This window comes from Rhodanobacter sp. FW101-FHT13A11 (genome assembly GCF_058790335.1).
Genome location: NZ_JBYTCN010000003.1, coordinates 289,350 through 313,485 on the forward strand (window position 1 = coordinate 289,350; position 24,136 = coordinate 313,485).

Consider the following 24,136-nt stretch of genomic DNA (forward strand, 5'->3'; position numbering starts at 1 on the left):
TTTTGCAAGCGCCGTGGCCTGCGCGGCACAGACAGGAACATTCCGGGGGCGGCGAGATGGTGGATATCGAGAGCAGGGTGGAATCCGACAGCGGCGTCTACAAGACGCTGCTGGAATCGACCAGGGCGATCCCGTGGAAGATTGACTGGGCCAGCAAGCAGTTCGCCTATATCGGGCCGCAGATCGAGGCGCTGCTGGGCTGGGTACCCTCGAGCTGGGAGAGCGTGGGCGACTGGGCCAGCCGCATGCACCCTGAAGACCGCGAGTGGGTGGTGGACTTCTGCGTGGCGCAGTCCCAGGCGGGGGTGGACCATGAGGCCGACTATCGCGCGCTGACCCGCGACGGCCACTACGTGTGGATCCGCGACGTGGTGCACGTGGTGCGCCGGCACGACGGCACGGTCGATTCGCTGATCGGCTTCATGTTCGACATCAGCGAGCGCAAGCGCACCGAGCAGCAGCTGGTCAGCCTGCAGAAGGAGATGGAGGAGCTCTCCTTCCGCGACGGCCTGACCGGCGTCGCCAACCGGCGGCGTTTCGACGCGATCATCGAGCTCGAATGGAGCAACGCGCGGCGCAACCGGCAGCCGCTGTCGCTGCTGCTGATCGACATCGACTATTTCAAGCAGTACAACGACTGCTACGGCCACCTGGAGGGCGATGCCTGCCTCAAGCACGTGGCACGGGTGCTGAGCTCGGCGGCCACGCGTGCGCGTGACCTGCTGGCCCGCTTCGGCGGCGAGGAGTTCGTGCTGGTGCTGCCGGAAACCGACGAGGCCGCCGCCGGCAAGCTGGCCGAACGCTGCCGCGAGCTGATCCTGGCCGAACAAGTCCCGCACGAGTCGTCCCCGATCGGGCCCGTACTGACGATCAGCCTCGGCGTGGGCACCGTGATTCCCAGCCACGACGACGAACTGCGGCCGTTCATCGATGCGGTGGACAAGCGGCTGTACCAGGCCAAGCAGCAGGGCCGCAACCGCATCGTGGCTGGGTAGTCCGTTCGGTAAATCCCGTAGGAGCGCACCCTGTGCGCGAAGCTCTTCGTCACGTGGCGAAAGAGCTTCGCGCACAGGGTGCGCTCCTACAGTTCAAGGCGGCCTGGCTTACGCCTCGGCTTCTTCCTTGTACGCATCCACCGGGATGCAGGCGCACATGATGTTCTTGTCGCCGTAGACGTTGTCGACGCGGGCCACCGGCGGCCAGTACTTCTGCAACTTCAGGCTGGCCAGCGGGAAGGCGGCCAGTTCGCGCGGGTAGGCGTGGGTCCACTCGCTGCCGCTGACCATGGTGGCGGTGTGCGGGGCGTTCCTCAGCGGGTTGTCCTCGCGGTCCAGCTTGCCTTCCTCGATCGCGCGGATCTCGTCGCGGATCTGGATCATGGCGTCGATGAAGCGGTCCAGCTCGTAACGCGATTCGCTCTCGGTCGGCTCCACCATCAAGGTGCCGGACACCGGGAAGCTCAGCGTGGGCGCGTGGAAGCCGAAGTCGATCAGCCGCTTCGCCACGTCCTCGGCGCCGATGCCGGTGGCGTCCTTGAGCGGGCGCAGGTCGAGGATGCACTCGTGCGCCACCAGCCCGTTGCGGCCGGTGTACAGAGTGGGGTAGTGCGGCTCCAGCCGCCTGGCGATGTAGTTCGCGTTGAGCAGGGCGACCTGGGTGGCCTTGCGCAGGCCCTGCTGGCCCATCAGGGTGATGTACATCCAGCTGATCGGCAGGATGCTGGCACTGCCGAAGCTGGCCGCGCTGACCATCCCTACGGAGCGGCTGTTGTGAGGAGTGCGGCCATGGATGGCCGCTTCTTGATCTTCGCCAGCAGGGAAGCTGGCAGGCAAGAACTTCGCCAGGTGCGACTTCACCGCGCACGGACCGACGCCCGGGCCGCCGCCGCCGTGCGGGATGCAGAAGGTCTTGTGCAGGTTGAGGTGCGACACGTCCGAGCCCCACTTGCCGGGCTTGGCCACGCCGACCAGCGCGTTCATGTTGGCGCCGTCGGTATACACCTGGCCGCCGTGCTGGTGGACGATGTCGCAGATGGCGACGATGTCCTCCTCGAACACGCCGTGGGTGGACGGGTAGGTGATCATCAGCGCGGCGAGACGGTCGCTGTACTTCTCTGCGGCGCGGCGGATGTCCTCGACGTCGACGTTGCCGTTGCCGTCGCACTTGGTCACCACCACGGTCATGCCGCACAGGTGCGCGGAGGCCGGGTTGGTGCCGTGGGCGGATTCGGGGATCAGGCAGATGTCGCGATGCGTGTCGCCGCGCGAGCGGTGGTAGGCGCGGATCGCCAGCAGGCCGGCGTATTCGCCCTGCGCGCCGGAGTTCGGCTGCAGGCTCACCGCGTCGTAGCCGGTGCATTCGACCAGCATCGCTTCCAGGCCGTCGATCAGTTCCTTGTAGCCCTGCGTCTGCGCGGCAGGGGCCAGCGGATGGATGTTGGCGAATTCCGGCCAGGTGATCGGGATCATCTCGGCGGTGGCGTTGAGTTTCATGGTGCACGAGCCCAGCGGGATCATCGTGCGATCCATCGCCAGGTCCTTGTCGGCCAGCGCGCGCATGTAGCGCAACAGCTCGTGCTCGCTGTGGTGCGTGTTGAACACCGGGTGGGTGAGGAACGCGCTCTTGCGCACCAGGGCAGCAGGCAGGGCGTCGGCGGTGGCGGCGTCGAGGGCGTCGACATTTTCGATCTTCGCGCCGAACAACGCCGCCAGCGCGACCACGTCGGCGCGGGTGGTGCTTTCGTCGAGGCTGAAGCCGACGCTCTTGTCGTCGATGCGGCGCAGGTTGATGCGTGCGGCTGCCGCCTTCGCGTGCAGCACGGCCGCATCGACGCCGGTGATGTGCAAGGTGTCGAAGAAGTCCTTGCCCACGGCGACGCCGGCCTGGCGCAGCGCGGCGGCGAGAATCGCGGCCAGGCGATGTGTGCGGCGGGCGATGCGGGTGAGGCCCTTGGGGCCGTGGTAGACCGCGTACATTGAGGCCATCACCGCCAGCAGCACCTGCGCGGTGCAGATGTTGGAGGTGGCCTTCTCGCGGCGGATGTGCTGCTCGCGCGTCTGCAGGGTAAGGCGGTAGGCGGCCTTGCCTTCGGTGTCGATCGACACGCCGATCAGGCGGCCCGGCATCGAGCGCTTGTACGCGTCGCGGCAGGCCATGAACGCGGCATGCGGGCCGCCGAAGCCGAACGGCACGCCGAAGCGCTGCGAGTTGCCCACCACGATGTCCGCGCCCCATTCGCCGGGCGCGGCGATCAGGGTCAGCGCGAGCAGGTCGGTGGCGGCCGCGACCAGGCCGCCGCGCGCGTGCACGGCGTCGGCGATCGCCTGGTAATCGTTGATGCTGCCGAAGGTGTCCGGGTACTGCAACAGCACGCCGAACGCCTCGGTGCCGGCCGCGTCGCTGTCCGCGCCGACCACCAGCTCGATGCCCAGCGGCTCGGCACGCGTGCGCACCACTTCCAGCGTCTGCGGGTGCACGCCGTTCGACACGAAGAACACGTTCGACTTCGACTTGCACGAGCGCTTGGCCAGGGTCATCGCCTCGGCCGCGGCGGTGGCTTCGTCCAGCAGCGAGGCGTTGGCGATCTCCATCCCGGTGAGGTCGGCGCACATCGTCTGGAAGTTGATCAGCGCCTCCATGCGGCCCTGCGAAATTTCCGCCTGGTACGGCGTGTACGCGGTGTACCAGGCGGGGTTCTCCAGGATGTTGCGCAGGATGACGTTCGGCGTGAGCGTGCCGTAGTAGCCCTGGCCGATGAAGCTGCGGAACACCTGGTTCTTGTCGGCAATCGCGCGGATCTTGGCCAGCGCTTCCTCTTCGGTGATCGCCTCCGGCAACGCCAGCGGCGCGGCGGACTTGATCGAGCCGGGGACGATGGCGTCGGTCATCGACTCCAGCGAATCGTGGCCGATCACGTGCAGCATTTGCGTGATCTCGGCGTCGTCCGGACCGATGTGACGTTCGATGAACGCGCCGTGGTGTTCGAGGTCGCGCAGGGAAGGGGAGGAGTTGTGGCTCATGAGCGGGCATCCGAAGACTCGCGTGCCGTGCCGCACGCGGGGCGCCCCTCTGTCCTTTTGCCTGAGAGTTTGGAAACGCGATGCCTGCGCTTCGTGCCCCTTCGGCGCCGGATTCAACCGGTCTCTCCAGAGTGTTCGCACATGATGGTATGGGAGCCTGAGCGATTACGGGCGTTGCGTCTTCGGCAGCGGTACGTGCCCGGTCTCCGGGCCGCCCGCTTCTCCCACCATGCGTTTACCGCGGCGATTATACAGGGGGATCCGGGGCGTGTTGCAGCTTGCCGGGGCGGGGTTCAGGGAATCCCGATCGTTGGTCCGCGCTATGCTCGGACACCCCATCCCCCGACCCGCCGGAGCAGCCATGATCCGTATCGGCGAAATCGACCACGTGGTGTTGCGCGCCATCGACATCGTGGCCATGCAACGCTTCTACTGCGACGTGCTCGGCTGCCGCGAGGAACGCCGGCAGGACGATATCGGCCTGGTGCAGCTGCGCGCCGGCGCCTCGCTGATCGACCTGGTGGCCATCGACGGCAAGCTCGGCCGCCATGGCGGCGCTGCACCAGGCAAGGAAGGCCACAACATGGACCACCTGTGCCTGCGCGTGGAGGATTACGGCGAGGCGGCGATCCTGGCGCACCTGAAGGCGCATGGCGTACGCATCGGCGAGCTGGGCTCGCGCTATGGCGCGCAAGGCGAGGGCCCGTCGATCTACCTGTACGACCCGCAGGGCAACATGATCGAGCTGAAGGGACCGGCGGCCACCTGAAAAGCCGGCGGGCGGCGCCCGCCCCGCATGATTGCGCGCCGTAGGACAGTGCACTGTCCGCCTGCCTTCCTGACTTCAATCAAACCCCGGAAAAACGAAGGCCGCCTCGGGAGGCGGCCTTCCTGACTTTAATCAAACCCGGAAAAAGCGAAGGCCGCCTCGGGAGGCGGCCTTCCTGACTTTAATCAAGCCCGGAAAAAGCGAAGGCCGCCTCGGGAGGCGGCCTTCGTTTACAATTGGTGCCCAGGAGAGGACTCGAACCTCCACGGAGTTGCCCCCGCTAGCACCTGAAGCTAGTGCGTCTACCAATTCCGCCACCTGGGCAGGTGTCACGTCGCTCGGCGAGCTGCGTGAGCCGCGTAATTTAGGCACCTGCCGACGGCTTGTCAACACTTTTTCACATCCGTTCATGGCGACGTGGCATTCTCCGCGGCGCAAACATCACAAGGATCCTGAGTGACCAGAAAAACTCCCCCCCGTTCCGGCAATCCCGGCGACGCGCCTTCCGCGAAGAAGCCCGCCAAACGGGCGCCGCGGGCCGCCGCTGCGCCGGACAAGCGCAGCAAGGCCGCCGCAGGCGCCGTGCGCGACCCGCATGCCGATCGCGAGGCGCAGCGTTATGCGCGCCCGATTCCCAGCCGCGAGGCGATCCTCGCCCTGCTGGAAGAACGCGGCGAACTGCTGACCGAGGCGCGCATCGCCGAGGCGCTGGATATCCACGAGGAAACCGACCTCGAGGCACTGCGCAAGCGGCTCGCCGCGATGGTGCGCGACGGCCAGCTGCTGCTGGGCCGTCGCGGCGGCTACGCGCCGACGCAGAAGCTGGACCTGATCGCCGGCGTGGTGCTGGCCAATGCCGAGGGCTACGGCTTCCTGCGCCCGGACGAGGGCGGCGACGACCTGTACCTGTCGCCGCAACAGATGCGCGCGGTGATGCATGGCGACCGCGTGCTGGCCAGCGTGGTCGGCATCGACCGGCGCGGCCGGCGGCAGGGCGCGATCGCCGAAGTGCTGCAGCGCCGCTCGCCGCGGCTGGTCGGCCGGGTGGTGATCGACAACGGCGTGACCCTGGTGGCCCCGGACGACCGCCGCCTCGTCCAGGACGTGATGATCAAGCCGGGCAAGGAGCAGGGTGCCCGCTCGGGCCAGATCGTGGTGGCCGAGATCACCGACCCGCCGACGCCGCAACGCGGCCCGATCGGCGAGATCCGCGCGGTGCTGGGCGAACGCCTGCAGCCGTCGCTGGTGGTGGAGATGGCGATCGCCAGCCACGACCTGCCGCACGAATGGCCGGCCGAGGTGCTGCGCGACGCGGCTCAGGTGGAGTCGGTAGTGACCACCGCCGAGCGCGAGGGCCGCACCGACCTGCGCAAGCTGCCGCTGGTGACGATCGATGGCGCCGACGCGCGCGACTTCGACGACGCCGTGTATGCCGAACCCAAGCGCGGCGGTGGTTGGCGCCTGATCGTGGCGATCGCCGACGTCTCGCACTACGTGCTGGTCGGCAAGGCCCTGGACAAGGAAGCGTTCGAGCGCAGCACGTCCACCTACTTCCCCGGCTTCGTGGTGCCGATGCTGCCGGAGACGCTGTCCAACGGCATCTGCTCGCTGAACCCGAAGGTCGAGCGGCTGTGCATGGTGTGCGACATGCTGGTCGACGCCGAAGGCAGCGTGACCCGGTCGAAATTCTACGACGCGGTGATGCTGTCGCACGCGCGGCTCACCTACGACAAGGTGTGGCAGGCCGTGGGCCTGCGTGATCCGGACGCGCGCCACGAGGTGGCCGACGTGCTGCCTCAGCTGGAGAACCTGCACGCGCTGTACAAGGCGATGGCGGCCCAGCGCCGGCGCCGCGGCGCGATCGACTTCGAGACGCCCGAGGTGAAGTTCCGCCTCGACCAGACCGGCGGCGTCGAATCGATGGGGGCCACCGAGCGCAACGACGCGCACAAGCTGATCGAGGAATGCATGATCGCCGCAAACGTGCAGGCGGCGCTGTTCCTGGAGAAGAGGAAAGTCCCCGCGCTGTTCCGCGCGCACGAGCCGCCGCCGGCGGAGAAGTACGAAGACCTGCAGCAGTTCCTGCGCGAGTTCAAGCTGCGCATGCCGCCGGTGGACGAAGTGACGCCGGCGGATTTCGCCGAGATCCTGCGCATGGTGCAGGATCGCCCCGAGCGCGAACTGATCCAGAACGTGCTGTTGCGCGCGCAGAGCATGGCGGCTTACCAGCCGGACAACCGCGGCCACTTCGGCCTGGCGCTGCAGGCCTACGCGCACTTCACCTCGCCGATCCGCCGCTATCCCGACCTGCTGGTGCACCGCGCGATCCGCTACGCGCTGACCGGCGGCAAGCCGGCCGACTACGCCTACACGCCTGCCGGGATGGCGGCGATGGCGATCCACTGCTCGCAGCGCGAGCGCCGCGCCGAGGAGGCCGAGCGCGACGTGGACGAGCGCTTCAAGTGCGCCTGGATGGAGAAGCACATCGGCAGCGAGTTCGACGGCGTGGTCACCGGCGTCACCTCGTTCGGCCTGTTCGTGGAACTGGACGAGTCGAAGGTGTCCGGCCTGGTGCATATCAGCCAGCTCATGAACGACTACTACCACTTCGACGCCACCCGCAAACTGCTCAAGGGCGAGCGCACCGGGGCGCAGTTCCGCCTCGGCGACCACGTGCGCGTCAAGGTGCTGCGTGCCAGCCTGGAGGATCGCAAGATCGACTTCCGCCTGGTCTCGCCGCGCACGCCGGCCGCGCCACCGCCCGCCGGCGGCAAGGCCTACGACTATGCCGCCGCGGGCGAGCGTTATTCGCTGCCGAAGAAGGCCGCCGCCAAGGCGCCGGGCGTGTTCGGCCGTGCCGCGAAGGCGATCGGCCGCGCATTCGGCCGCAAGGAGGTCGCGGCCGAGGCGCCCGCGCCGCGCCGGGCCGCGCCGGGCGATAATCCGCCGCCGTCGCACGCCGCCGGCCGTCAGCATGCCGACGCGCAGCGTCCGCGCAAGGGCACTGCCGCCACGCGCGGGCGGGCTCCGGCGCCCGTTGCACAGGAGCCCGCGAAGCACGGCGGCCGCAAACCGAAAGGCAAGTCATGAGCGAGAGCTGGATCGTCGGCATCAACCCGGTCGAGGGCGCGTTGAGCAACGATGCCGAACGCGTGCGCGAGCTGCTGGTCGAGAACGGCCAGCGCAACGCGCGCGTGCTGGAGCTGGCCGAGCGCGCGAAGAAGCTGGATATCCCGGTGCGGCACCGCCCGCGCGACGAACTGGACAAGCTGGCCGGCGAAGCGCGCCACCAGGGCGTGGCGGCGCGTTACGAGGCGGCGCCGGCGGCGCACGAAAGCGACCTGGCCGGCCTGCTGGAGCGGGACGGCAGCGATGCGCTGGTGCTGGTGCTCGACGGCGTCACCGACCCGCACAACCTCGGTGCCTGCCTGCGCAGCGCCGCCGCGGCGAAGGTCACCGCGGTGATCGTGCCGAAGGACCGCGCGGTCGGCCTCACCCCGGTAGTGCGGCGCGCCTCCGCCGGCGGTGCCGACCGCGTGCCGCTGATCGCGGTGACCAACCTGGCGCGCACGCTGCGCGAGCTGAAGGACGCCGGCGTGTGGATCACCGGCCTGGCCGGCGATACCGACACCGCCATCTACGGCGTCGACTTCGGGGGCCCGGTGGCGCTGGTGCTGGGCAGCGAGGGCGAGGGCATCCGCCGGCTCACCCGCGAGCTGTGCGATTTCGTGGCGAAGATCCCGATGCCGGGCACGATGGAAAGCCTCAACGTCTCCGTCGCCACCGGCGTAGTGTTGTTCGAGGCGCTGCGCCAGCGGGGAGCGAAACGATGAATTTCTTCTGGTACGACTGGGCCGGTTATATCGGCGTGGCGCTGGTGCTGCTGGCGTTTTTTCTGCTGCAGGAGCGCAAGCTGCAGGGCAGTGGGCTGGTCTACCAGCTGATGAACGTGCTGGGCGCGATCGGCGTGATGCTGTCGCTGGCTTTCGGCAGCTTCAACCTGTCGGCGTTCGTCATGCAGGTGGCGTGGCTGCTGATCGGCAGCTACGGCATCGTGCGCGGCATCAAGCGCCGCCGCGGGACGCGCGAGTTGCCGTGAGTCGCCCGCCGCACGGGGACGACCCCGCGCGCCTTTCCATCGCAGGGACGGCTCTGCAGCAAACCGGGGAGCGTCACCATGGCGTGGATCTACCTGCTGCTGGCCGGCCTGTTCGAAGTGGTCTGGGCAATCGGCCTCAAGTACACCGAGGGTTTTACCCGGCTGTGGCCCACGCTCGGCACACTGGCGGCCATGGCGGTCAGCATCGTGCTGCTGGCGACGGCGGTGAAGACGCTGCCGATCGGCACCGCGTATGCGATCTGGACCGGCATCGGCGCGGTCGGTGCGGTGGCGCTCGGCATCGTGCTGTTCGGCGATCCGGCCACGTGGCCGCGGCTGTTGTGCGTTGCGCTGATCCTGGTGGGTATCGCCGGCCTCAAGCTCACCGCTGGCCAGTAGGAGCGCACCCTGTGCGCGATGCTTTTTTTGCCGGGCCACGGAAAAGCATCGCGCACAGGGTGCGCTCCTACCGGTTAGGCGAAGATCATTCGCCGAGCTTGGTGATTTCCGGGCTCGAGGTGAGGTCGCGCTTGCTGCGCTGCTTGTCCAGCGGCTCGCCGGTGACCTGGAACCAGATGTTCTCGGCGATGTTGGTGGCGTGGTCGCCGACGCGCTCGATGTTCTTGGCCATGAACAGCAGGTGGGTGCACGGGGTGATGTTGCGCGGGTCTTCCATCATGTAGGTGAGCAGCTGGCGGAAGTAGCCGGTATAGGCCTCGTCCAGCACGGCGTCGTCCTTCCACACCTGGTAGGCGCGTTCGGCGTCGCGGTCGCGATAGGCCAGCAGCACCTCGCGCACTTCTTCGGCGGCCAGTTCGGCCAGGTGGCGCAGGCCGCCGACCGGCGCCACCGGCGCCACCATCGACAACGGGATCGAGCGCTTGGCGACGTTGGCGGCGTAGTCGCCGATGCGCTCGATGTCGGAGGCGATGCGCAGGGCGGCATACACGTTGCGCAGGTCGCCGGCCATCGGCGCGCGCAGCGCCAGCAGGCGCACCACGTCGTGGCCGATCTCCTGCTCCATCTGGTCGATCGCGTCGTCGTTGCCGACCACGCGCTGCGCGGCGCGCTCGTCGCGCCGTTCGAGCACGTCGATGGCTGCTTCCAGCTGGGTCACCGCCAGCTCGCCCATGCGCACGATCTCGCCGGTGAGCCGGGTCAGCTCGCTGTCGTAACTCTTGATGATGTGGTCGGTGCCGGTATTCATGGTGGGGTCCTGTGTGATCAGCCGAAGCGCCCGGTGATGTAATCCTCGGTCTGCTTCTTGCCCGGCTTGGTGAAGATCCTTTCGGTCCGGTCGAACTCGATCAGCTCGCCCAGGTACATGAAGGCGGTGAGGTCGGAGACGCGCGCCGCCTGCTGCATGTTGTGGGTGACAATGACGATGGTGAACTGGCTTTTCAACTCTTCCACCAATTGCTCGATGCGGCTGGTGGCGATCGGGTCCAGCGCCGAGGTCGGCTCGTCCAGTAGCAGCACCTCGGGCTTCAGCGCGATCGCGCGGGCGATGCACAGGCGCTGCTGCTGGCCGCCGGAGAGGCCGAGCGCGTTCTGCCTGAGTTTATCCTTCACCTCGTCCCACAGCGCGGCGCTGCGCAGCGCCTGTTCCACGCGGCCTTCCATGTTCGCCTTCGACAGCTTCTCGTGGTGGCGGATGCCGTAGGCGACGTTCTCGAAGATCGTCATCGGGAACGGCACCGGCTTCTGGAACACCATGCCGACCTTGCTGCGCAGGCGGTTCAGCGAATAGCCGGGGTCGAGGATGTTTTCGCCGTCCAGTTCGATCGAACCCTTCGCCTCGAGTTTCGGGTAGATCGCGTAGATGCGGTTGAAGACGCGCAGCAGGGTCGACTTGCCGCAGCCGGACGGACCGATGATCGCGGTGACCTGCTTTTCCGGGATATCCATGTCGATGCCTTTCAACGCATGGAATCCGCTGTAGTAAAAATGCAGGTCGCGCACGGCGAGCTTCGGGGCCGCCGCCGATGCGGCCGTCTCCGACGCCGGGTTCGTGGCGAGGGCGGAATCAGTCATGGGACACCTTGGTGCGGAAGAGGATCAGGCGCGAAGCCAGGCTGAGCAGCAGCACGAACATGGTGATCACGAACGCGCCGGCCCAGGCCAGCGCATGCATCGCCTCGCCCGGGTCGTTGGCGTACTGGTAGATGATCTGCGGCAGGCTGGACATCTTGTCGATCGGGTTGAGCGCCATGTAGTTGTTGCCGAACGCCGTGAACAGCAGCGGCGCGGTCTCGCCGCTGATCCGCGCCAGCGCCAGCAGCACGCCGGTGATGATGCCCGAGCGCGCGGCGCGGATCAGGATCTGCAGGGTCAGCTTCCACTGTGGCACGCCCAGCGACAGCGCGGCCTCGCGCAGGGTGGAGGGTACCAGCCGCAGCATCTCGTCGGTGGTGCGCACGATCACCGGCAGCGCGATCAGCGCCAGCGCCACGCCGCCGGCGAAGCCGGAGAAGGTGGTGTTGCCGTGGGTCAGCGCGGTGCTCGGCAGCACGATGATGGTGTAGACGAACAGGCCCATCACGATCGACGGCGCCGACAGCAGGATGTCGTTGAGGAAGCGGATCGATTCGCCCAGCCGCGTGCGGTCGGCGTATTCGGCCAGCCAGGTGCCGGCCAGCACGCCGATCGGGGTGGCGATGGCGATGCCGATGAAGTTGATGATCAGGCTGCCGACCATCGAGTTCAGCAGGCCGCCGTCCTCGCCGTAGGCGGTGACCTTGGTGAACAGTTTCAGGTCCAGCGCGCCGATGCCCTGGCGCAGGGTTTCCCACAGGATCCAGGCCAGAAAGGCCAGGCCGACCAGGGTGGCCAGCATGCTCAGCGTCATCGCGACCGCATTGGTGACGCGGCGGCGCAGGTACAGCGCGCTCATCAGCGACCCTCCTTGCTGGCCAGCCGGCGCAGCATCAGCCGGGCGATCAGCAGCACGATGAAGGTGACCACGAACAGCAGGAAGGCCAGCGCCATCAGCGCGGACTTCTGCAGGCCGGCCGCCTCGCTGAACTGGTTGGCGATGGTCGAGGCGATCGAGGCGCCGGGGTCGAGCAGCGAGGCGGACAGGTGCATGGCGTTGCCCAGCACGAAGGTCACCGCCATGGTCTCGCCCAGCGCACGGCCGAGGCCGAGGAAGATGCCGCCGATCACCGCCGAGCGGGTGTACGGCAGCACGATGTCCCAGGACACCTCCCAGGTGCTGGAGCCGAGCGCATAGGCCGATTCCTTCAGCCGGGTCGGCACGGTCTGGAACACCTCGCGCATCACCGAGGAGATGAACGGGATGATCATGATCGCCAACACGATGCCGGCGACCAGGATGCTGGCGCCGAACGGGTAGTCGCTGCCGAACAGCTTGCCGACGAACGGCACGTGCTCGGCCACCCACGACAACTTGCCGTCGTCCGGCTTGTTGCCGAGGTTGCTGGTCAGCCACGGCTTGACATGGTCGGCGAAGAACGGGGCGAAGACGAACAGGCCCCACATGCCGTAGATGATCGAGGGGATGCCGGCCAGCAGCTCGATCGCCGAGGAGACCGGAGTGCGCAGCCAGGTGGGCGCGACCTCGGAGAGGTAGACCGCGATGCCGAAGCTGATCGGTACCGCGATCAGCAGCGCGATGAACGAGGTGGCGACGGTGCCGTAGACCGGCACCATGGCGCCGTAGACATCGTTGCCCGGATCCCATTCCGAACTGACCAGGAAGTGCCAGCCGAACGTGCCGAATGCATCGCGGCCACCCCACAGCGTGGCGCCGGCGGCGCCAAGCAGGGAGGCCAGCACGATCAGCGCGCAACCCTTCAGCAGCCAGCGGAACAGCCGTTCGTTGCGGGCATCGCGGCGACTGCGCTGTTCCAGGATGTCGGTGGACATGATGGATGCTTCGGTGGCTGGCATGACGATCCAGTAGGCGGGGTGAAAAACTCGACGCCCCCGACGGCAGGGCCGGCGGGGGCGTCGGCTTTCTTACTTTACGGCATCAGTGCTTGAACTCGGACGTCCAGTACGCCTCGATCTGGCTGACCAGGGTCGCCGGCAGGGGCACGTAGTCCAGCGCGCTAGCGGCCTCCTGGCCATGCTCCAGGGCCGACTTGAAGAAGTCGAAGGCGACCTTGCTGTTGACGGCGTTCTTCGGCGACTTGTACATGATCACCCACGTGGTGGCGGTGATCGGCCACGCCTGATCGCCCGGCGCGTTGGTCATGATCAGGTTGAAATCCTTCGCGTGGGCCCAGTCGGCGGTGGCGGCCGCGGCAGCGAAGCTTTCGGCGTTCGGCGAGAGCACCTTGCCGGCGGCGTTCTTCATGTTGACCCAGCTGATCTTGTTCTTCACCGCATAGGCGTACTCGACGTAGCCGATCGAGCCCTTGATCTGGCGCACGTACTGCGACACGCCCTCGTTGCCCTTGCCGCCCACGCCGGTCGGCCATTCCACGGCCGTGCCGAATTTCACCTTGTCGGCCCATTCCGGGCTGACCTTGGACAGGTAGTTGGTGAAGTTGAACGTGGTGCCCGAACCATCCGAGCGATGCACCACGGTGATCTTGCCGGCCGGCAGACTGAGGCCGGCGTTCAGCGCGGCGATCTTCGGGTCGTTCCAGTTGCTGATCTTGCCCATGAAGATCGCGGCCAGGGTGGCGCCATCGAGCTTGATCTGGCCGGCCTGCACGCCGGCGATGTTGACCACCGGCACGATGCCGCCGACCACGACCGGGAACTGGCCCAGGCCGAACTTCTGCAGGTCCTCGGCCTTCATCGGCGCGTCGGAGGCGCCGAAGTCGATGGTGCCTTCCTTGATCTGCGCGATGCCGGCGCCGGAACCGACCGACTGGTAGTTGAGGTGGTTGCCGGTCTTCTCGGCATACGCAGCCGACCACTTGGACATGACCGGGTAGACGAAGCTGGAACCGGCGCCGGTGATGTCGGTGGCGTTCGCGGCGGCGCCGAACGTCGAGGCCACCGCCAGTGCGGCGACGGCAGCGAAGCGAAGCGGGGATTTATGGTTGATCAACACGGTGGCTCCTTGGGTGAGGTCGGATGCGACCCGGCCATTTCAGGCTTTGCGTGTTGCCATTGAATGAAATGAATGTTGCAGCCAAATGACAAACTGTCATCTTTCCGGCCATCCGCCACCAGCCGCGTTCAGGCGGCGTCGAGCCCGGCGTGGACCTGTTCGATCATTTCCAGCTGGCGCCAGCGATTGACCACGCTGCAGAACAGTTCGGCGGTGCGCTCGGCGTCGTAGACCGCCGAATGCGCCTCGCTGCTGTCGAATGCATGCCCGGCCGCCAGCACGGCCTTGCTCAATACGGTCTGACCGTAGGCAAGGCCACCGAAGCTGACCGTGTCGAAGCAGCTGAACGGGTGGAACGGATTGCGCTTGTGCCCGGTACGGCGCACAGCCTGGTTCAGGAAACCGAGGTCGAATGCGGCGTTGTGGCCAACCAGGATCGCCCGCTGGCAGCCGGCTTCGCGCACCGCTTCACGCACCACCTGAAAGACGTGGTCCAGTGCCTGGCGTTCGGCCAAGGCGCCGCGCAGCGGGTTGCCCGGGTCGATGCCGGTGATCTCCAGCGAGCGCGGATCCAGGTTCGCCCCCGGAAACGGCTCCACATGCGTGGAAACCGTGGGCTGCCGGTACAGGTAGCCGGCGGCATCCATGGCCAGCGGCACCGCGGCGATTTCAAGCAGGGCATCGTGCTCGGCGTCGAAACCGCCAGTTTCCACATCGACCACCACCGGCAGAAAACCGCGAAACCGGTCGGCCATGCGCGGGGTATTGCTGTTGTCGGGCGTTTCCATCCACGAAGCATATCAGCCGGTACACGGCGCGTAGGCCGCATGCTTGCCGGGGATGCGGCGGCGTTGTCTTTAATCTGTCATCAAAGCAGCATCCAACCGTAAAGAAGCCTAGGCAAACTTTTAACGAATCGCTGGCCAGCCGTCAGGTCGAGGGGGCGATCGAGATGTTTTCCACCAAACTTGCGGAGAATGACATGCGTTCCAAATTGATTGCGGTAGCGATTGCCGCCGGTCTCGGCGTTACCAGCTTCACGGTCGCCGCGGCACCGGCGCAGAAGTCGCACAACAGGACGACGGCTCCGGCTGCCAGCAACGCCGAAGTCGAGGCGCTGAAGGCGCAGCTCGCCGCGTTGCAGTCCAAGGTGGACGAGCTGGAACAGCGCACCGATGCGCAGTCCGACATCAACGTGTCGACCGGCCAGGCGGTGGAGACGGTGCAGAAGGCGCAGGCCACCAGCGACAAGAAGGTCGCGTCGGTTGACAAGCTGCTTGGCAATACCTCGCTGTCCGGCAAGATGTTCTTCGACTTCACCAACATCAGCGACAAGAACAGCGACAAGGGCAAGACCGACAAGTCGGGCACCGGCATCGACGTCAAGCGCTTCTACCTCGGCGTCACGCACAAGTTCAACGACGTATGGTCGGCCAACCTGACCACCGACTTCAACTACGCCAGCGCCATCGGCCAGACCAGCCTGTACGTGAAGAAAGCCTACGTGCAGGGCAAGTTCGACGATGCCGCCGTGCTGCGCATCGGTTCGGCCGACCTGCCGTGGGTGCCGTTCGCCGAGAACTACTACGGTTTCCGTTACGTCGAGAACACCCTGATCGACCGACTGAAGTACGGCACCTCGGCCGACTGGGGCCTGCACATGGGTGGCGAGCTGGGCGCCAGCAAGTCGCTCAACTACGCCGTGTCCGTCGTGAACGGCGCCGGCTACAAGAACCCCAGCCGCACCAAGGGTGTGGATTTCGAAGGCCGCGTGGGCTTCGTGCCGTTCGACAACATGATCGTGGCGGTGGGCGGCTACAGTGGTCACCTGGGCAAGGAGACGCAGAACATCAGCGCGCCGCACACTGCCCAGCGTGGTGACTTCATGGTGGCCTACGCCGACAAGTCGCTCCGCCTCGGCGCCGAGTACTTCACCGCGAAGAACTGGAACAACGTGCTGAGCCCGCTGTCGGACAAGGCCGACGGCTACTCGTTGTGGGGCAGCGTGCTGGTCGCCGACGGCCTGACCCTGTTCACCCGCTATGACAACGCCAAGGTCAGCAAGAACCTGGACCACAACGCCAAGGACGTCTACTACAACCTCGGCCTGGAGTACCAGGTGACCAAGGGCTTCAAGCTGGCCGGCGTGTGGAAGCACGAGAAGGCCGACAAGTCGGTCACCACCCCGGTGCCGCCGCACGTGCAGAACGTGAAGACCAACGAGATCGGCGTGTTCGGCGAGGTTTCGTTCTAAAACCGTCACATTGCCGCGGCATACTGCCTCCAGTCGGATGGCAGCCGGCTACGGTTATCGCAAGGAGTTCCACCCAGGGACGGAAAACGGCGGGCATTGCCCGCCGTTTGCTTTTCCGCGGCCCGGACAATCCGCCGTCAGCGGTGATCCAGCGTCGCTCCGGTCAGCAGGCCGCGCGCCAGCATGCTGCACTGGCGCCGGTACAGCAGCAGTTGCCACTGACGGCCGCCGATCTGCCGCCACAATACCGCCGAGCGTACCGCCGCCAGCAAACTGGTACGCACCTTTTCCACCACGGCGGGCTGTTGCAGCTGCAGCGGGTTGCCGCTGACCATGACGCGTGGCTTGAGGATCGACAGAGTGGCGGCATACACCTCGGCCAGCCGGCTGCAGACCTGGCTGGAATCCATGCCGAAATGGTCGGCCTGGCGCTGCGCGGCGAGGATGCCTTGCTGGAGCTTGTCGAGCAGGTCTGCCCGGGCCGACAGGCTGCGTTCCAGCCGCACCACGGTCACCGCCATACGGGTCACCGCCATGTCGCGGTCGTTTTCGTCGAGTTGGGCGATCAGGCTGCGCAGGCCGAGCCGGATGTTCGAGATGCTGCCGTACACGCCGACCACCGAAGGCGCGTCGATGCGGAACACGCTGGCGACGCTGGCCTCCATCGCGCCTTCGTCACAACGGCCGTCGTTGGCCAGCTGCTGCGCCAGCGCACAGGCCTGGAACAGCCCGGCCAGGGCAAGCACGCGTTCCTCGGTCATGGAAAAGGTTTCAAACACGGGGCGATGATTCTCTTGCAGGATGGGTGGGGGAAGGGGTGAATGCCGGCAGCAGGCCGCCGTAGGGCGCGTCGGTGGCCGCGATCACCGCACCGCCGAGGCAGACCTCGCCATCGTAGAGCACCACCGACTGCCCCGGCGTCACCGCGCGCTGCGGTTCGTCGAAGCGTATCTCGAGGCCGTCGCCGTGCACGCTGACCGTGCAGGCCTGGTCGGACTGGCGGTAACGGGTGCGGGCGGTGCAGCGAAACGGCGTGGAGGGCGTGGCGCCATCGACCCAGCTCGGTGCCTCCGATTGCAGCCGCCGTGAATACAGCCAGCGGTTCTCGCCGCCCTGGGCGACGTACAGCACGTTCGCCGCCACGTCCTTGCCCACCACGTACCAGGCCTCGCCGCCGGCGCCGTGGCGGCCGCCGATGCCCAGCCCGTTGCGCTGGCCCAGGGTGTAGTACATCACGCCCTGGTGTTCGCCGATCAGCGCGCCGCCGGGCGTACGCATCTCGCCGGGGCGAGCCGGAATGTAGTGGGAGAGGAAGCTGCGGAAATCGCGTTCGCCGATGAAGCAGATGCCGGTGGAGTCCTTTTTCGCGTGGGTCGGCAGGGCTGCTGCGCGGGCCAGTTCGCGCACGCGCGATTTCTCGAGCCCGCCCAGCGGGAACAAGGTGGCGGCCAGTTGTCGCTGGCCCAGCGCATGCAGGAAATAGCTCTGGTCCTTCGCCGCGTCCACCGCGCGCAGCAGGCGGTAGCGACCGTCCGTGCAATCGACGCGGGCGTAATGGCCGGTGGCGATCTTGTCGGCGCCAAGTGCGCGAGCCTCGTCGAGGAAGGTCTTGAACTTGATCTCGCGGTTGCACAGCACGTCGGGGTTCGGCGTGCGGCCGGCGCGGTACTCGGCGAGGAAATGCTCGAACACGCCGTCCCAGTACGCCGCGGCGAAATTGCGCGCGTGGAACGGGATGCCGAGCCGCCCGCACACCGCCACGGCGTCCTTGCGGTCGGCATCGGTGGTGCAGGGGCCGGAGCGGTCGTCCTCCTCCCAGTTCTGCATGAACAGGCCTTCCACCTCATAGCCGGCCTGCTGCAGCAACAGACCGGCGACCGAGGAATCGACGCCGCCGGAGATGCCGAGCATCACCTTCACGACGCGCCGCCTTCGGGCAGCCGGCTCAGCACGTCCAGCGACAGCCGCCGGCCGGCCAGCCAATGGTCGATGCTCTGCAGGATCATCGGGCTGCGCAGGCGTCCGCCCAGGGCGGCAATCTCGGCCCGGGTGAGCCAGGCAGCGCGGCAAATGTCGGCATCCAGCGGGCGCGCCGGATCGTGGCCGAGTGGGCGGGCGGCGAAGCTGAAGCGGATTACCGCATCCCCGTGTTCGGTGCTGCGCCACTGGTGCACGCCGATCAGGTGTTGCAGCTGCACGGTCCAGCCGGTTTCCTCCAGCGTTTCGCGCAAGGCAGCCGCCACGAGGGTTTCGCCATCCTCCAGGTGGCCGGCCGGCTGGTTCCAGGCGAGCCGGCCGTTGACCCGCTCCTCGACCATCAGGTAGCGGTCGCCGTCGGCCACCACGCAGGCGACGGTGACGTGCGGTCGCCAGATCTCGGCGGGAGCGGGGAAGTCGGCCATGTCGGGGGAACGCCGGGGCTGGAAAAAGTGTCATTGTGCCATCACCTTTCCCGCCGCACCGTGGCGGGTGGATCCGGCGCCGCGGCGTATACTTTCGACCCAGAGTTCATACCACGACCCATCCATGGCCCACGAATCCGAACATGAGCACGACAGCGGCCGCGGCCTGGCGCTGGAAACCGCGAAACCGGAGGTGGCGCGGCCGCCGCTGTTCCAGGTGCTGCTGCTGAACGACGACTTCACTCCGATGGATTTCGTGGTCGAGGTGCTGCGCGCTTTCTTCAACCTGGACCAGGAGCAGGCGGTGCAGGTGATGCTGCATGTGCATACCCGCGGGCGGGGCGTGTGCGGCGTGTTCACCCGCGAGGTAGCGGAGACCAAGGTAACCCACGTCAACGAATATTCACGTTCCCATCAGCACCCGTTGCTGTGCACTATGGAAAAGCTCTGAGCGTCCCCATTTTGTGCTCATCGCGGCACCGCAGGCCGCTCAACCATTGCAAGCGGAGACGATCCGAATGTTCAGCAAGGATCTGGAAGTCACCATCGGCCAGTGCTACAAGCAGGCCCGCGAACAGCGCCATGAATTCATGACGGTGGAGCACCTGCTGCTGGCATTGACCGAGAACCAGTCGGCGCTCGGCGCCCTGCGCGCCTGTGGCGCGGATCTGCCGCGGCTGTCGGCCGACCTGGTGCGCATCATCAACGAAACCGTGCCGGTGCTGCCATCCGGCGACGAGCGCGATACGCAGCCCACGCTGGGCTTCCAACGCGTGTTGCAGCGCGCCGTCTACCACGTGCAATCCTCCGGCCGCAAGGAGGTCACCGGCGCCAACGTGCTGGTGGCGATCTTCGGCGAAAAGGATTCGCACGCGGTGTATTTCATGCACCAGCAGGAAATCACCCGGCTCGACGTGGTCAACTACATTTCGCACGGCATCGCCAAGATCGGCGACGAGCCGGCCGCCGGCGTCTCCGGCGGCGAGCGCGAGGGCGAGGAGGGCGGCGAGCCGAAGGGCAATCCGCTGCACGAATTCGCCAGCAACCTCAACGAGCTGGCGCTGGAAGGCAAGATCGACCCGCTGATCGGCCGTGCCGACGAGATCGAGCGCACCATCCAGGTGCTGTGCCGCCGGCGCAAGAACAACCCGTTGTACGTGGGCGAGGCCGGCGTGGGCAAGACCGCGCTGGCCGAGGGCCTGGCCAAGCGCATCGTCGACGGCGAGGTGCCCGAGGTGCTGGAAAGCGCCACGATCTGGTCGCTCGACCTGGGCGCGCTGGTGGCCGGCACCAAGTACCGCGGCGACTTCGAGAAGCGCCTGAAGAGCGTGATCGCGCAGCTGAAGAAGCAGCCGGGCGCGATCCTGTTCATCGACGAGATCCACACCATCATCGGCGCCGGCTCCGCCTCGGGCGGCACCATGGACGCCTCGAACCTGATCAAGCCGATGCTGGCCTCCGGCGAGCTGCGCTGCATCGGCTCGACCACGTTCCAGGAGTACCGCGGCGTGTTCGAGAAGGACCGCGCGCTGGCCCGCCGCTTCCAGAAGATCGACGTGGTCGAGCCGACCGTGGCCGACAGCATCGAGATCCTCAAGGGCCTGCGCTCGCGCTTCGAGGAACACCACCACGTGGCCTACACCAACGAGGCGCTGAAGGCGGCGGTGGACCTGTCGGTGAAGCACATCCCCGACCGGCTGCTGCCGGACAAGGCGATCGACGTGATCGACGAGGCCGGCGCGCGCCAGCGGCTGCTGCCGGAGGAGCAGCGCACCGGCCGGGTCGACGTCGGCGAGGTCGAGTACATCGTGGCGAAGATGGCGCGCATCCCGGCCAAGCAGGTGTCGGCCTCGGACCGCGACGTGCTGAAGAACCTCGAGCGCAACCTCAAGATGGTGGTGTTCGGCCAGGATCCGGCGATCGAGGCGCTGGCCGCGTCGATCAAGATGGCCCGTTCCGGCCTGGCCGATCCGTCCAAGCCGATCGGCTGCTTCCTGCTCGCCGGCCCGACGGGTGTCGGCAAGACCGAGGTCACCCGGCAGCTGGCGATGCAGTTGGGCATCGAGATGATCCGCTTCGACATGTCCGAGTACATGGAGGCGCATTCGGTGTCGCGGCTGGTCGGCGCGCCCCCGGGTTATGTCGGCTTCGACCAGGGCGGCCTGCTGACCGAGGCGATCACCAAGCACCCGCATGCCGTGCTGCTGCTGGACGAGATCGAGAAGGCGCACCCGGACGTGTTCAACATCCTGCTGCAGGTGATGGACCGCGGGGTGCTGACCGACACCAACGGCCGCGAGGCGAACTTCAAGAACGTGGTGGTGGTGATGACCACCAATGCAGGCGCGGCCATTGCCGCGCGGCGCAGCATGGGCTTCATCGAGCAGAAGCACGAGTCGGACGCGATGGAAGTGATCCGCCGGATCTTCACGCCGGAGTTCCGCAACCGGCTGGACGCGATCATCCAGTTCGGCGCGCTCGACTTCGAGCACATCCTGCGCGTCGTCGACAAGTTCCTGATCGAGCTGGAGAGCCAGCTGGCCGAGAAGCGCGTGAGCCTGGACGTGGACGCCGACGCCCGCCGCTGGCTGGCCGAGCACGGCTTCGATCCGCAGATGGGTGCGCGGCCGATGGCGCGGGTGATCCAGGAGAAGGTGAAGCGTGCGCTGGCCGACGAACTGCTGTTCGGCAAGCTGGTCGACGGCGGCGTGGTGCACCTGAGCGTGGCCGACGGCGAGCTGAAGGTCGACTGCAAGGCGGCCGGGAAGCTGCCGGCGGTCGTCGAATAACCACCGCGGGAAAAAACGGCGAGGCAAAGCAAAGGCGGCGCATTGCGCCGCCTTTGCTTTGCCGATACCGCCGCCCTGTTGCCGCATCGCCGCGCGCAGGCGCGGCCGACCTACTTCATGCGGTAGGTGATGCGTCCCTTGCTCAGGTCATACGGGGTCATTTCGATCTTGACCTTGTCGCCGGTAAGGATGCGGATGTAGTGCTTGCGCATGCGGCCGGAGATATGGGCGATGATGACGTGCCCGTTCTCCAGCTGTACACGAAACATGGTGTTGGGCAGGGTCTCCTGGACCGTGCCTTCCATTTCGATGACGTCGTCTTTGGCCATGTGTTCCGGGGTTCACGCGCAGCCGTCATGGCCGCGTAAGCCGTCGATTATGCCACGGATGGACGCCTGGTTAAAGAATCATCAGCACGGATCGGGCCGGACCGGCGTCAGGCGAAATGCTCATCCAGCTTGCGCCGGATTTCCTGCTCGATCATGCCCTTCAGCGGCGCCAGCAGCAGGCCCAGCTCGGCCCTGACCTGGATCGCGTCGCTGCCGACGGCGATCGAGCCGCTGACGCCGGGACGGGAAAACAGCAGGGTGTCGCCCTGCCAGCGGTCGTCCGTGCCGAATTTCTCGCGCATGCGCGCAGCCACCCGGTCGACCACGGCGCGGGCTTCGGCAACCGGCAATTGATGCGGGTGGTGGATATCGATCCTGGGCATGGTGGACTCCGGGGGAAACGGCGCATCTTAACGCCTGGAGCGCGGCGGGCCGCATGCTAGAGTTCCGCTGTCCATCGACCGGCTCATCCATGCGTATCGAATTTCCCAATGCGGCCCGTGAGGATTTCCATTGGACGCAGGCGCAACTGCGCGTCGGCAGTGCGCCCGACAACGACCTGGTGCTGGCCGCCAGCCAGGCGGCGCCGCAACACCTGCGGATCCAGCAGGATCGCCGGGGCTGGGTGCTGCAGGTGTTGCCGTCGGCCGACCGCATCTACGTCAACGCGCGGCCGGTGCGCGAGCGCGCCCTGTTGCGCGCCGGCGACGTGGTCAGCGTGGGCGATTGCCGCATGCTGCTGCGTGCCGACGAGGATCCCGCCCGGCGCACGCCGCCGAGCGTGCCCGAGCAGGGGCGCTGCACGGTGGCCCTGCGCGCGGTGGCGGGCCCGCTGTCCGGGCGGGTGCTGCCGTTGCGGGACAGCCTGGAGTTCGGCCCCCACGGCGATTGCCCGCTCGAGTTGCCACAGGGCGATGCCATCGCCTTGCGCATTTCCTGGCACGAGGGCCGGCTGCTGCTGGAAGTCACCCAGCCGTCCGCGCAACACCTGCTGCGGGTCAACGGCGTCGCCGTGCAGCAACTGGCCCTGCAGCCCGGCGACCAGCTCGGCGTGGCGATGCACCGCTTCGTGGTGGATGGACCGGGCATGGAGCCGGAAATCACGCTGCCCGAACCCCTGCCACGACACCTGCCCGAGGAGGCCGCCGGCCCCAGCGGCGAGGTGTGGTGGCTGATCGTCACCGCCGCCGTGCTGGCGCTGGGCATCGCACTGGTGCTGCTGATCCGTTTCTGAGGGCACGCGCTGAGGGTTGACCGCGCCATGCTGCGCCGCGCCATAATGCGCGGAACACCCTCGACAGGACGCAAGCGCACGTGAGCAGAGTCTGGAATTTCAGCGCCGGCCCGGCAGCGCTGCCGCAGGCGGTACTCGAACGCGCCCAGCGCGAGATGCTGGACTGGAACGGCAGCGGGGCCTCGGTGATGGAGCAGTCCCACCGCGGCAAGCGCTTCATCGCGATGGCCGCCCAGGCCGAGGCCGACCTGCGCGAGCTGATGGGGATACCGGCCGACTATGCCGTGCTGTTCCTGCAGGGCGGCGCCACCCAGCACTTCGCGCAGATCCCGATGAACCTGGCCGGCGAGGGCGACAGCGCCGACTACGTCGTCAGCGGCCACTGGAGCGCGAAGGCGGCCAGCGAGGCGAAGCCCTACGTGCGGGTGAACGTGGCCGCCAGCGGCGAGGCGGATGACTACCTGAAACTGCCGCCGCGCGGCAGCTGGCGGCTCGATCCGGGCGCCGCCTACGTGCACTACACGCCCAACGAGACGATCCACGGCGTCGAGTTCCACGCCATCCCCGACGCCGGCGGCACGGTGCCGTTGGTGGCTGACATGTCCTCGAACATCCTGTCCGAGCCGCTGGACGTGAGCCGCTTCGGGCTGATCTACGCCGGCGCGCAGAAGAACATCGGCCCGTCCGGCCTGGTGCTGATGATCATCCGCCGCGACCTGCTGCAACGGGCTGGCCGGCCGATGGCGCGGATTTTCCGCTATGCCGAGCACGCCGCCGCCGATTCGATGCTCAACACGCCGAACACCTGGGGCTGGTACGTGGCGGGGCTGACCTTCCAGTGGCTCAAGGAACAGGGCGGGCTTGACGCGATGGCCGCGCGCAACCGGGCCAAAGCCGAGCTGCTGTACCGGGCCATCGACGGCTCCGGCGGCTATTACCGCAACCCGATCGAGCCGTCCGCGCGCTCGCGCATGAACGTGCGTTTCACCCTGCACGACGGCGCGCTGGACGCGGCATTCCTGCAGGAGTCGGAGGCGGCCGGCCTGATCGCGCTGAAGGGCCACAAGGCGCTCGGCGGCATGCGCGCCTCGCTCTACAACGCGGTGCCGCCGGAGGCGGTCGAGGCGCTGGTGGCGTTCATGCGGGATTTCGCGCAGCGCCACGGCTGAGCGCACGAAAGCGGGATTTTCAGGCAAGATGCCGCTCCATCAT

The 24,136-nt window shown here is 67.2% G+C and carries 23 protein-coding genes, 1 tRNA gene and 2 riboswitches; of the genes, 11 read left to right on the forward strand and 13 right to left on the reverse strand.

Features of this window, described 5'->3' with window-relative positions; genetic code table 11:
* The first annotated feature begins 56 nt into the window (after window positions 1–56).
* Window positions 57–995: a GGDEF domain-containing protein gene (locus tag AC3WRN_RS05655; RefSeq protein WP_492622233.1), complete on the forward strand. Its 939-nt coding sequence runs from the start codon at window positions 57–59 to the stop codon at window positions 993–995.
* 108 nt (window positions 996–1,103) lie between these two features.
* On the opposite strand, the gene gcvP is transcribed toward AC3WRN_RS05655, so the two are convergent.
* Entirely contained in the window at window positions 1,104–4,019 is a 2,916-nt protein-coding gene (gene gcvP / locus AC3WRN_RS05660) for an aminomethyl-transferring glycine dehydrogenase (RefSeq protein ID WP_492622234.1), read from the reverse strand.
* A 45-nt stretch (window positions 4,020–4,064) separates the two neighbouring features.
* Window positions 4,065–4,153: riboswitch (glycine riboswitch) on the reverse strand.
* Between the two features lies 1 nt (window position 4,154).
* A riboswitch (glycine riboswitch) is annotated at window positions 4,155–4,256 on the reverse strand.
* A 124-nt stretch (window positions 4,257–4,380) separates the two neighbouring features.
* Here gcvP and AC3WRN_RS05665 point away from each other — a divergent pair.
* The gene (locus tag AC3WRN_RS05665) at window positions 4,381–4,788 is read left to right on the forward strand and encodes a VOC family protein (RefSeq protein ID WP_492622235.1); all 408 of its coding nucleotides are present in this window, start codon (window positions 4,381–4,383) and stop codon (window positions 4,786–4,788) included.
* A 237-nt stretch (window positions 4,789–5,025) separates the two neighbouring features.
* On the opposite strand, the gene AC3WRN_RS05670 is transcribed toward AC3WRN_RS05665, so the two are convergent.
* A tRNA-Leu gene (locus AC3WRN_RS05670) sits at window positions 5,026–5,112 on the reverse strand.
* A gap of 132 nt (window positions 5,113–5,244) precedes the next feature.
* Here AC3WRN_RS05670 and rnr point away from each other — a divergent pair.
* From rnr to sugE, 4 genes are all read left to right on the forward strand, one after another.
* Window positions 5,245–7,878, forward strand: coding sequence for a ribonuclease R (gene rnr, locus AC3WRN_RS05675; RefSeq protein ID WP_407071430.1), 2,634 nt, complete (start codon window positions 5,245–5,247; stop codon window positions 7,876–7,878).
* A complete protein-coding gene (gene rlmB, locus AC3WRN_RS05680) occupies window positions 7,875–8,621 on the forward strand; it encodes a 23S rRNA (guanosine(2251)-2'-O)-methyltransferase RlmB (RefSeq protein ID WP_068091480.1) in 747 nt (248 codons plus the stop codon). The genes rnr and rlmB overlap by 4 nt, the downstream gene beginning before the upstream one ends.
* Window positions 8,618–8,887, forward strand: a complete 270-nt coding sequence (locus tag AC3WRN_RS05685) for a CBU_0592 family membrane protein (RefSeq protein WP_068091478.1) — start codon at window positions 8,618–8,620, stop codon at window positions 8,885–8,887. The genes rlmB and AC3WRN_RS05685 overlap by 4 nt, the downstream gene beginning before the upstream one ends.
* A gap of 78 nt (window positions 8,888–8,965) precedes the next feature.
* The gene (gene sugE, locus AC3WRN_RS05690; protein WP_492622236.1) at window positions 8,966–9,286 is read left to right on the forward strand and encodes a quaternary ammonium compound efflux SMR transporter SugE; all 321 of its coding nucleotides are present in this window, start codon (window positions 8,966–8,968) and stop codon (window positions 9,284–9,286) included.
* 85 nt (window positions 9,287–9,371) lie between these two features.
* On the opposite strand, the gene phoU is transcribed toward sugE, so the two are convergent.
* From phoU to rnt, 6 genes are all read right to left on the reverse strand, one after another.
* A complete protein-coding gene (phoU, locus tag AC3WRN_RS05695; RefSeq protein WP_068095359.1) occupies window positions 9,372–10,094 on the reverse strand; it encodes a phosphate signaling complex protein PhoU in 723 nt (240 codons plus the stop codon).
* A gap of 17 nt (window positions 10,095–10,111) precedes the next feature.
* On the reverse strand, window positions 10,112–10,921 hold the full coding sequence (gene pstB, locus AC3WRN_RS05700) for a phosphate ABC transporter ATP-binding protein PstB (protein WP_068095357.1): 810 nt from the start codon (window positions 10,919–10,921) through the stop codon (window positions 10,112–10,114).
* Window positions 10,914–11,780, reverse strand: coding sequence for a phosphate ABC transporter permease PstA (gene pstA / locus AC3WRN_RS05705; protein WP_492622237.1), 867 nt, complete (start codon window positions 11,778–11,780; stop codon window positions 10,914–10,916). The genes pstB and pstA overlap by 8 nt, the downstream gene beginning before the upstream one ends.
* Window positions 11,780–12,799: a phosphate ABC transporter permease subunit PstC gene (gene pstC, locus AC3WRN_RS05710; RefSeq protein ID WP_068095353.1), complete on the reverse strand. Its 1,020-nt coding sequence runs from the start codon at window positions 12,797–12,799 to the stop codon at window positions 11,780–11,782. Before pstC ends, pstA begins: the two co-directional genes overlap by 1 nt.
* 82 nt (window positions 12,800–12,881) lie before the next feature.
* Window positions 12,882–13,916 (reverse strand): phosphate ABC transporter substrate-binding protein PstS, encoded by a 1,035-nt coding sequence (gene pstS / locus AC3WRN_RS05715; RefSeq protein ID WP_068095351.1) that lies wholly within the window; start codon window positions 13,914–13,916, stop codon window positions 12,882–12,884.
* A 128-nt stretch (window positions 13,917–14,044) separates the two neighbouring features.
* Window positions 14,045–14,704, reverse strand: coding sequence for a ribonuclease T (rnt, locus tag AC3WRN_RS05720; protein ID WP_068095349.1), 660 nt, complete (start codon window positions 14,702–14,704; stop codon window positions 14,045–14,047).
* A gap of 194 nt (window positions 14,705–14,898) precedes the next feature.
* Here rnt and AC3WRN_RS05725 point away from each other — a divergent pair, with 194 nt between their 5' ends.
* Complete coding sequence (locus tag AC3WRN_RS05725) at window positions 14,899–16,170, forward strand: porin (RefSeq protein WP_068095360.1); 1,272 nt, start codon at window positions 14,899–14,901, stop codon at window positions 16,168–16,170.
* A gap of 137 nt (window positions 16,171–16,307) precedes the next feature.
* Here the strand turns inward: AC3WRN_RS05725 and hflD are convergent, their stop codons facing one another.
* Genes hflD through AC3WRN_RS05740 form a run of 3 tightly spaced genes read right to left on the reverse strand, consistent with a single transcriptional unit; the run spans window position 16,308 to window position 18,572 of the window.
* The gene (hflD, locus tag AC3WRN_RS05730) at window positions 16,308–16,931 is read right to left on the reverse strand and encodes a high frequency lysogenization protein HflD (RefSeq protein ID WP_068095348.1); all 624 of its coding nucleotides are present in this window, start codon (window positions 16,929–16,931) and stop codon (window positions 16,308–16,310) included.
* Between the two features lie 10 nt (window positions 16,932–16,941).
* On the reverse strand, window positions 16,942–18,090 hold the full coding sequence (mnmA, locus tag AC3WRN_RS05735) for a tRNA 2-thiouridine(34) synthase MnmA (RefSeq protein WP_492622238.1): 1,149 nt from the start codon (window positions 18,088–18,090) through the stop codon (window positions 16,942–16,944).
* Window positions 18,087–18,572: an NUDIX hydrolase gene (locus tag AC3WRN_RS05740; RefSeq protein WP_492622239.1), complete on the reverse strand. Its 486-nt coding sequence runs from the start codon at window positions 18,570–18,572 to the stop codon at window positions 18,087–18,089. The genes mnmA and AC3WRN_RS05740 overlap by 4 nt, the downstream gene beginning before the upstream one ends.
* 124 nt (window positions 18,573–18,696) lie before the next feature.
* Between AC3WRN_RS05740 and clpS the strand changes: the two genes are divergently transcribed.
* Both clpS and clpA read left to right on the forward strand, forming a co-directional pair.
* The gene (gene clpS, locus AC3WRN_RS05745) at window positions 18,697–19,023 is read left to right on the forward strand and encodes an ATP-dependent Clp protease adapter ClpS (RefSeq protein WP_068095342.1); all 327 of its coding nucleotides are present in this window, start codon (window positions 18,697–18,699) and stop codon (window positions 19,021–19,023) included.
* Between the two features lie 67 nt (window positions 19,024–19,090).
* Window positions 19,091–21,361, forward strand: coding sequence for an ATP-dependent Clp protease ATP-binding subunit ClpA (clpA, locus tag AC3WRN_RS05750; protein WP_068095340.1), 2,271 nt, complete (start codon window positions 19,091–19,093; stop codon window positions 21,359–21,361).
* A gap of 110 nt (window positions 21,362–21,471) precedes the next feature.
* Here clpA and infA read toward each other — a convergent pair whose 3' ends face one another.
* Entirely contained in the window at window positions 21,472–21,690 is a 219-nt protein-coding gene (gene infA / locus AC3WRN_RS05755; RefSeq protein ID WP_007508585.1) for a translation initiation factor IF-1, read from the reverse strand.
* A 107-nt stretch (window positions 21,691–21,797) separates the two neighbouring features.
* Window positions 21,798–22,073, reverse strand: a complete 276-nt coding sequence (locus tag AC3WRN_RS05760; protein ID WP_068095338.1) for a polyhydroxyalkanoic acid system family protein — start codon at window positions 22,071–22,073, stop codon at window positions 21,798–21,800.
* Window positions 22,074–22,162: 89 nt separating this feature from the next.
* Here AC3WRN_RS05760 and AC3WRN_RS05765 point away from each other — a divergent pair, with 89 nt between their 5' ends.
* Together AC3WRN_RS05765 and serC are read left to right on the forward strand one after the other, a co-directional pair.
* Window positions 22,163–22,924, forward strand: coding sequence for an FHA domain-containing protein (locus AC3WRN_RS05765; RefSeq protein ID WP_492622240.1), 762 nt, complete (start codon window positions 22,163–22,165; stop codon window positions 22,922–22,924).
* An 80-nt stretch (window positions 22,925–23,004) separates the two neighbouring features.
* Window positions 23,005–24,093: a 3-phosphoserine/phosphohydroxythreonine transaminase gene (gene serC / locus AC3WRN_RS05770; RefSeq protein WP_492622241.1), complete on the forward strand. Its 1,089-nt coding sequence runs from the start codon at window positions 23,005–23,007 to the stop codon at window positions 24,091–24,093.
* Window positions 24,094–24,136: the final 43 nt, after the last annotated feature.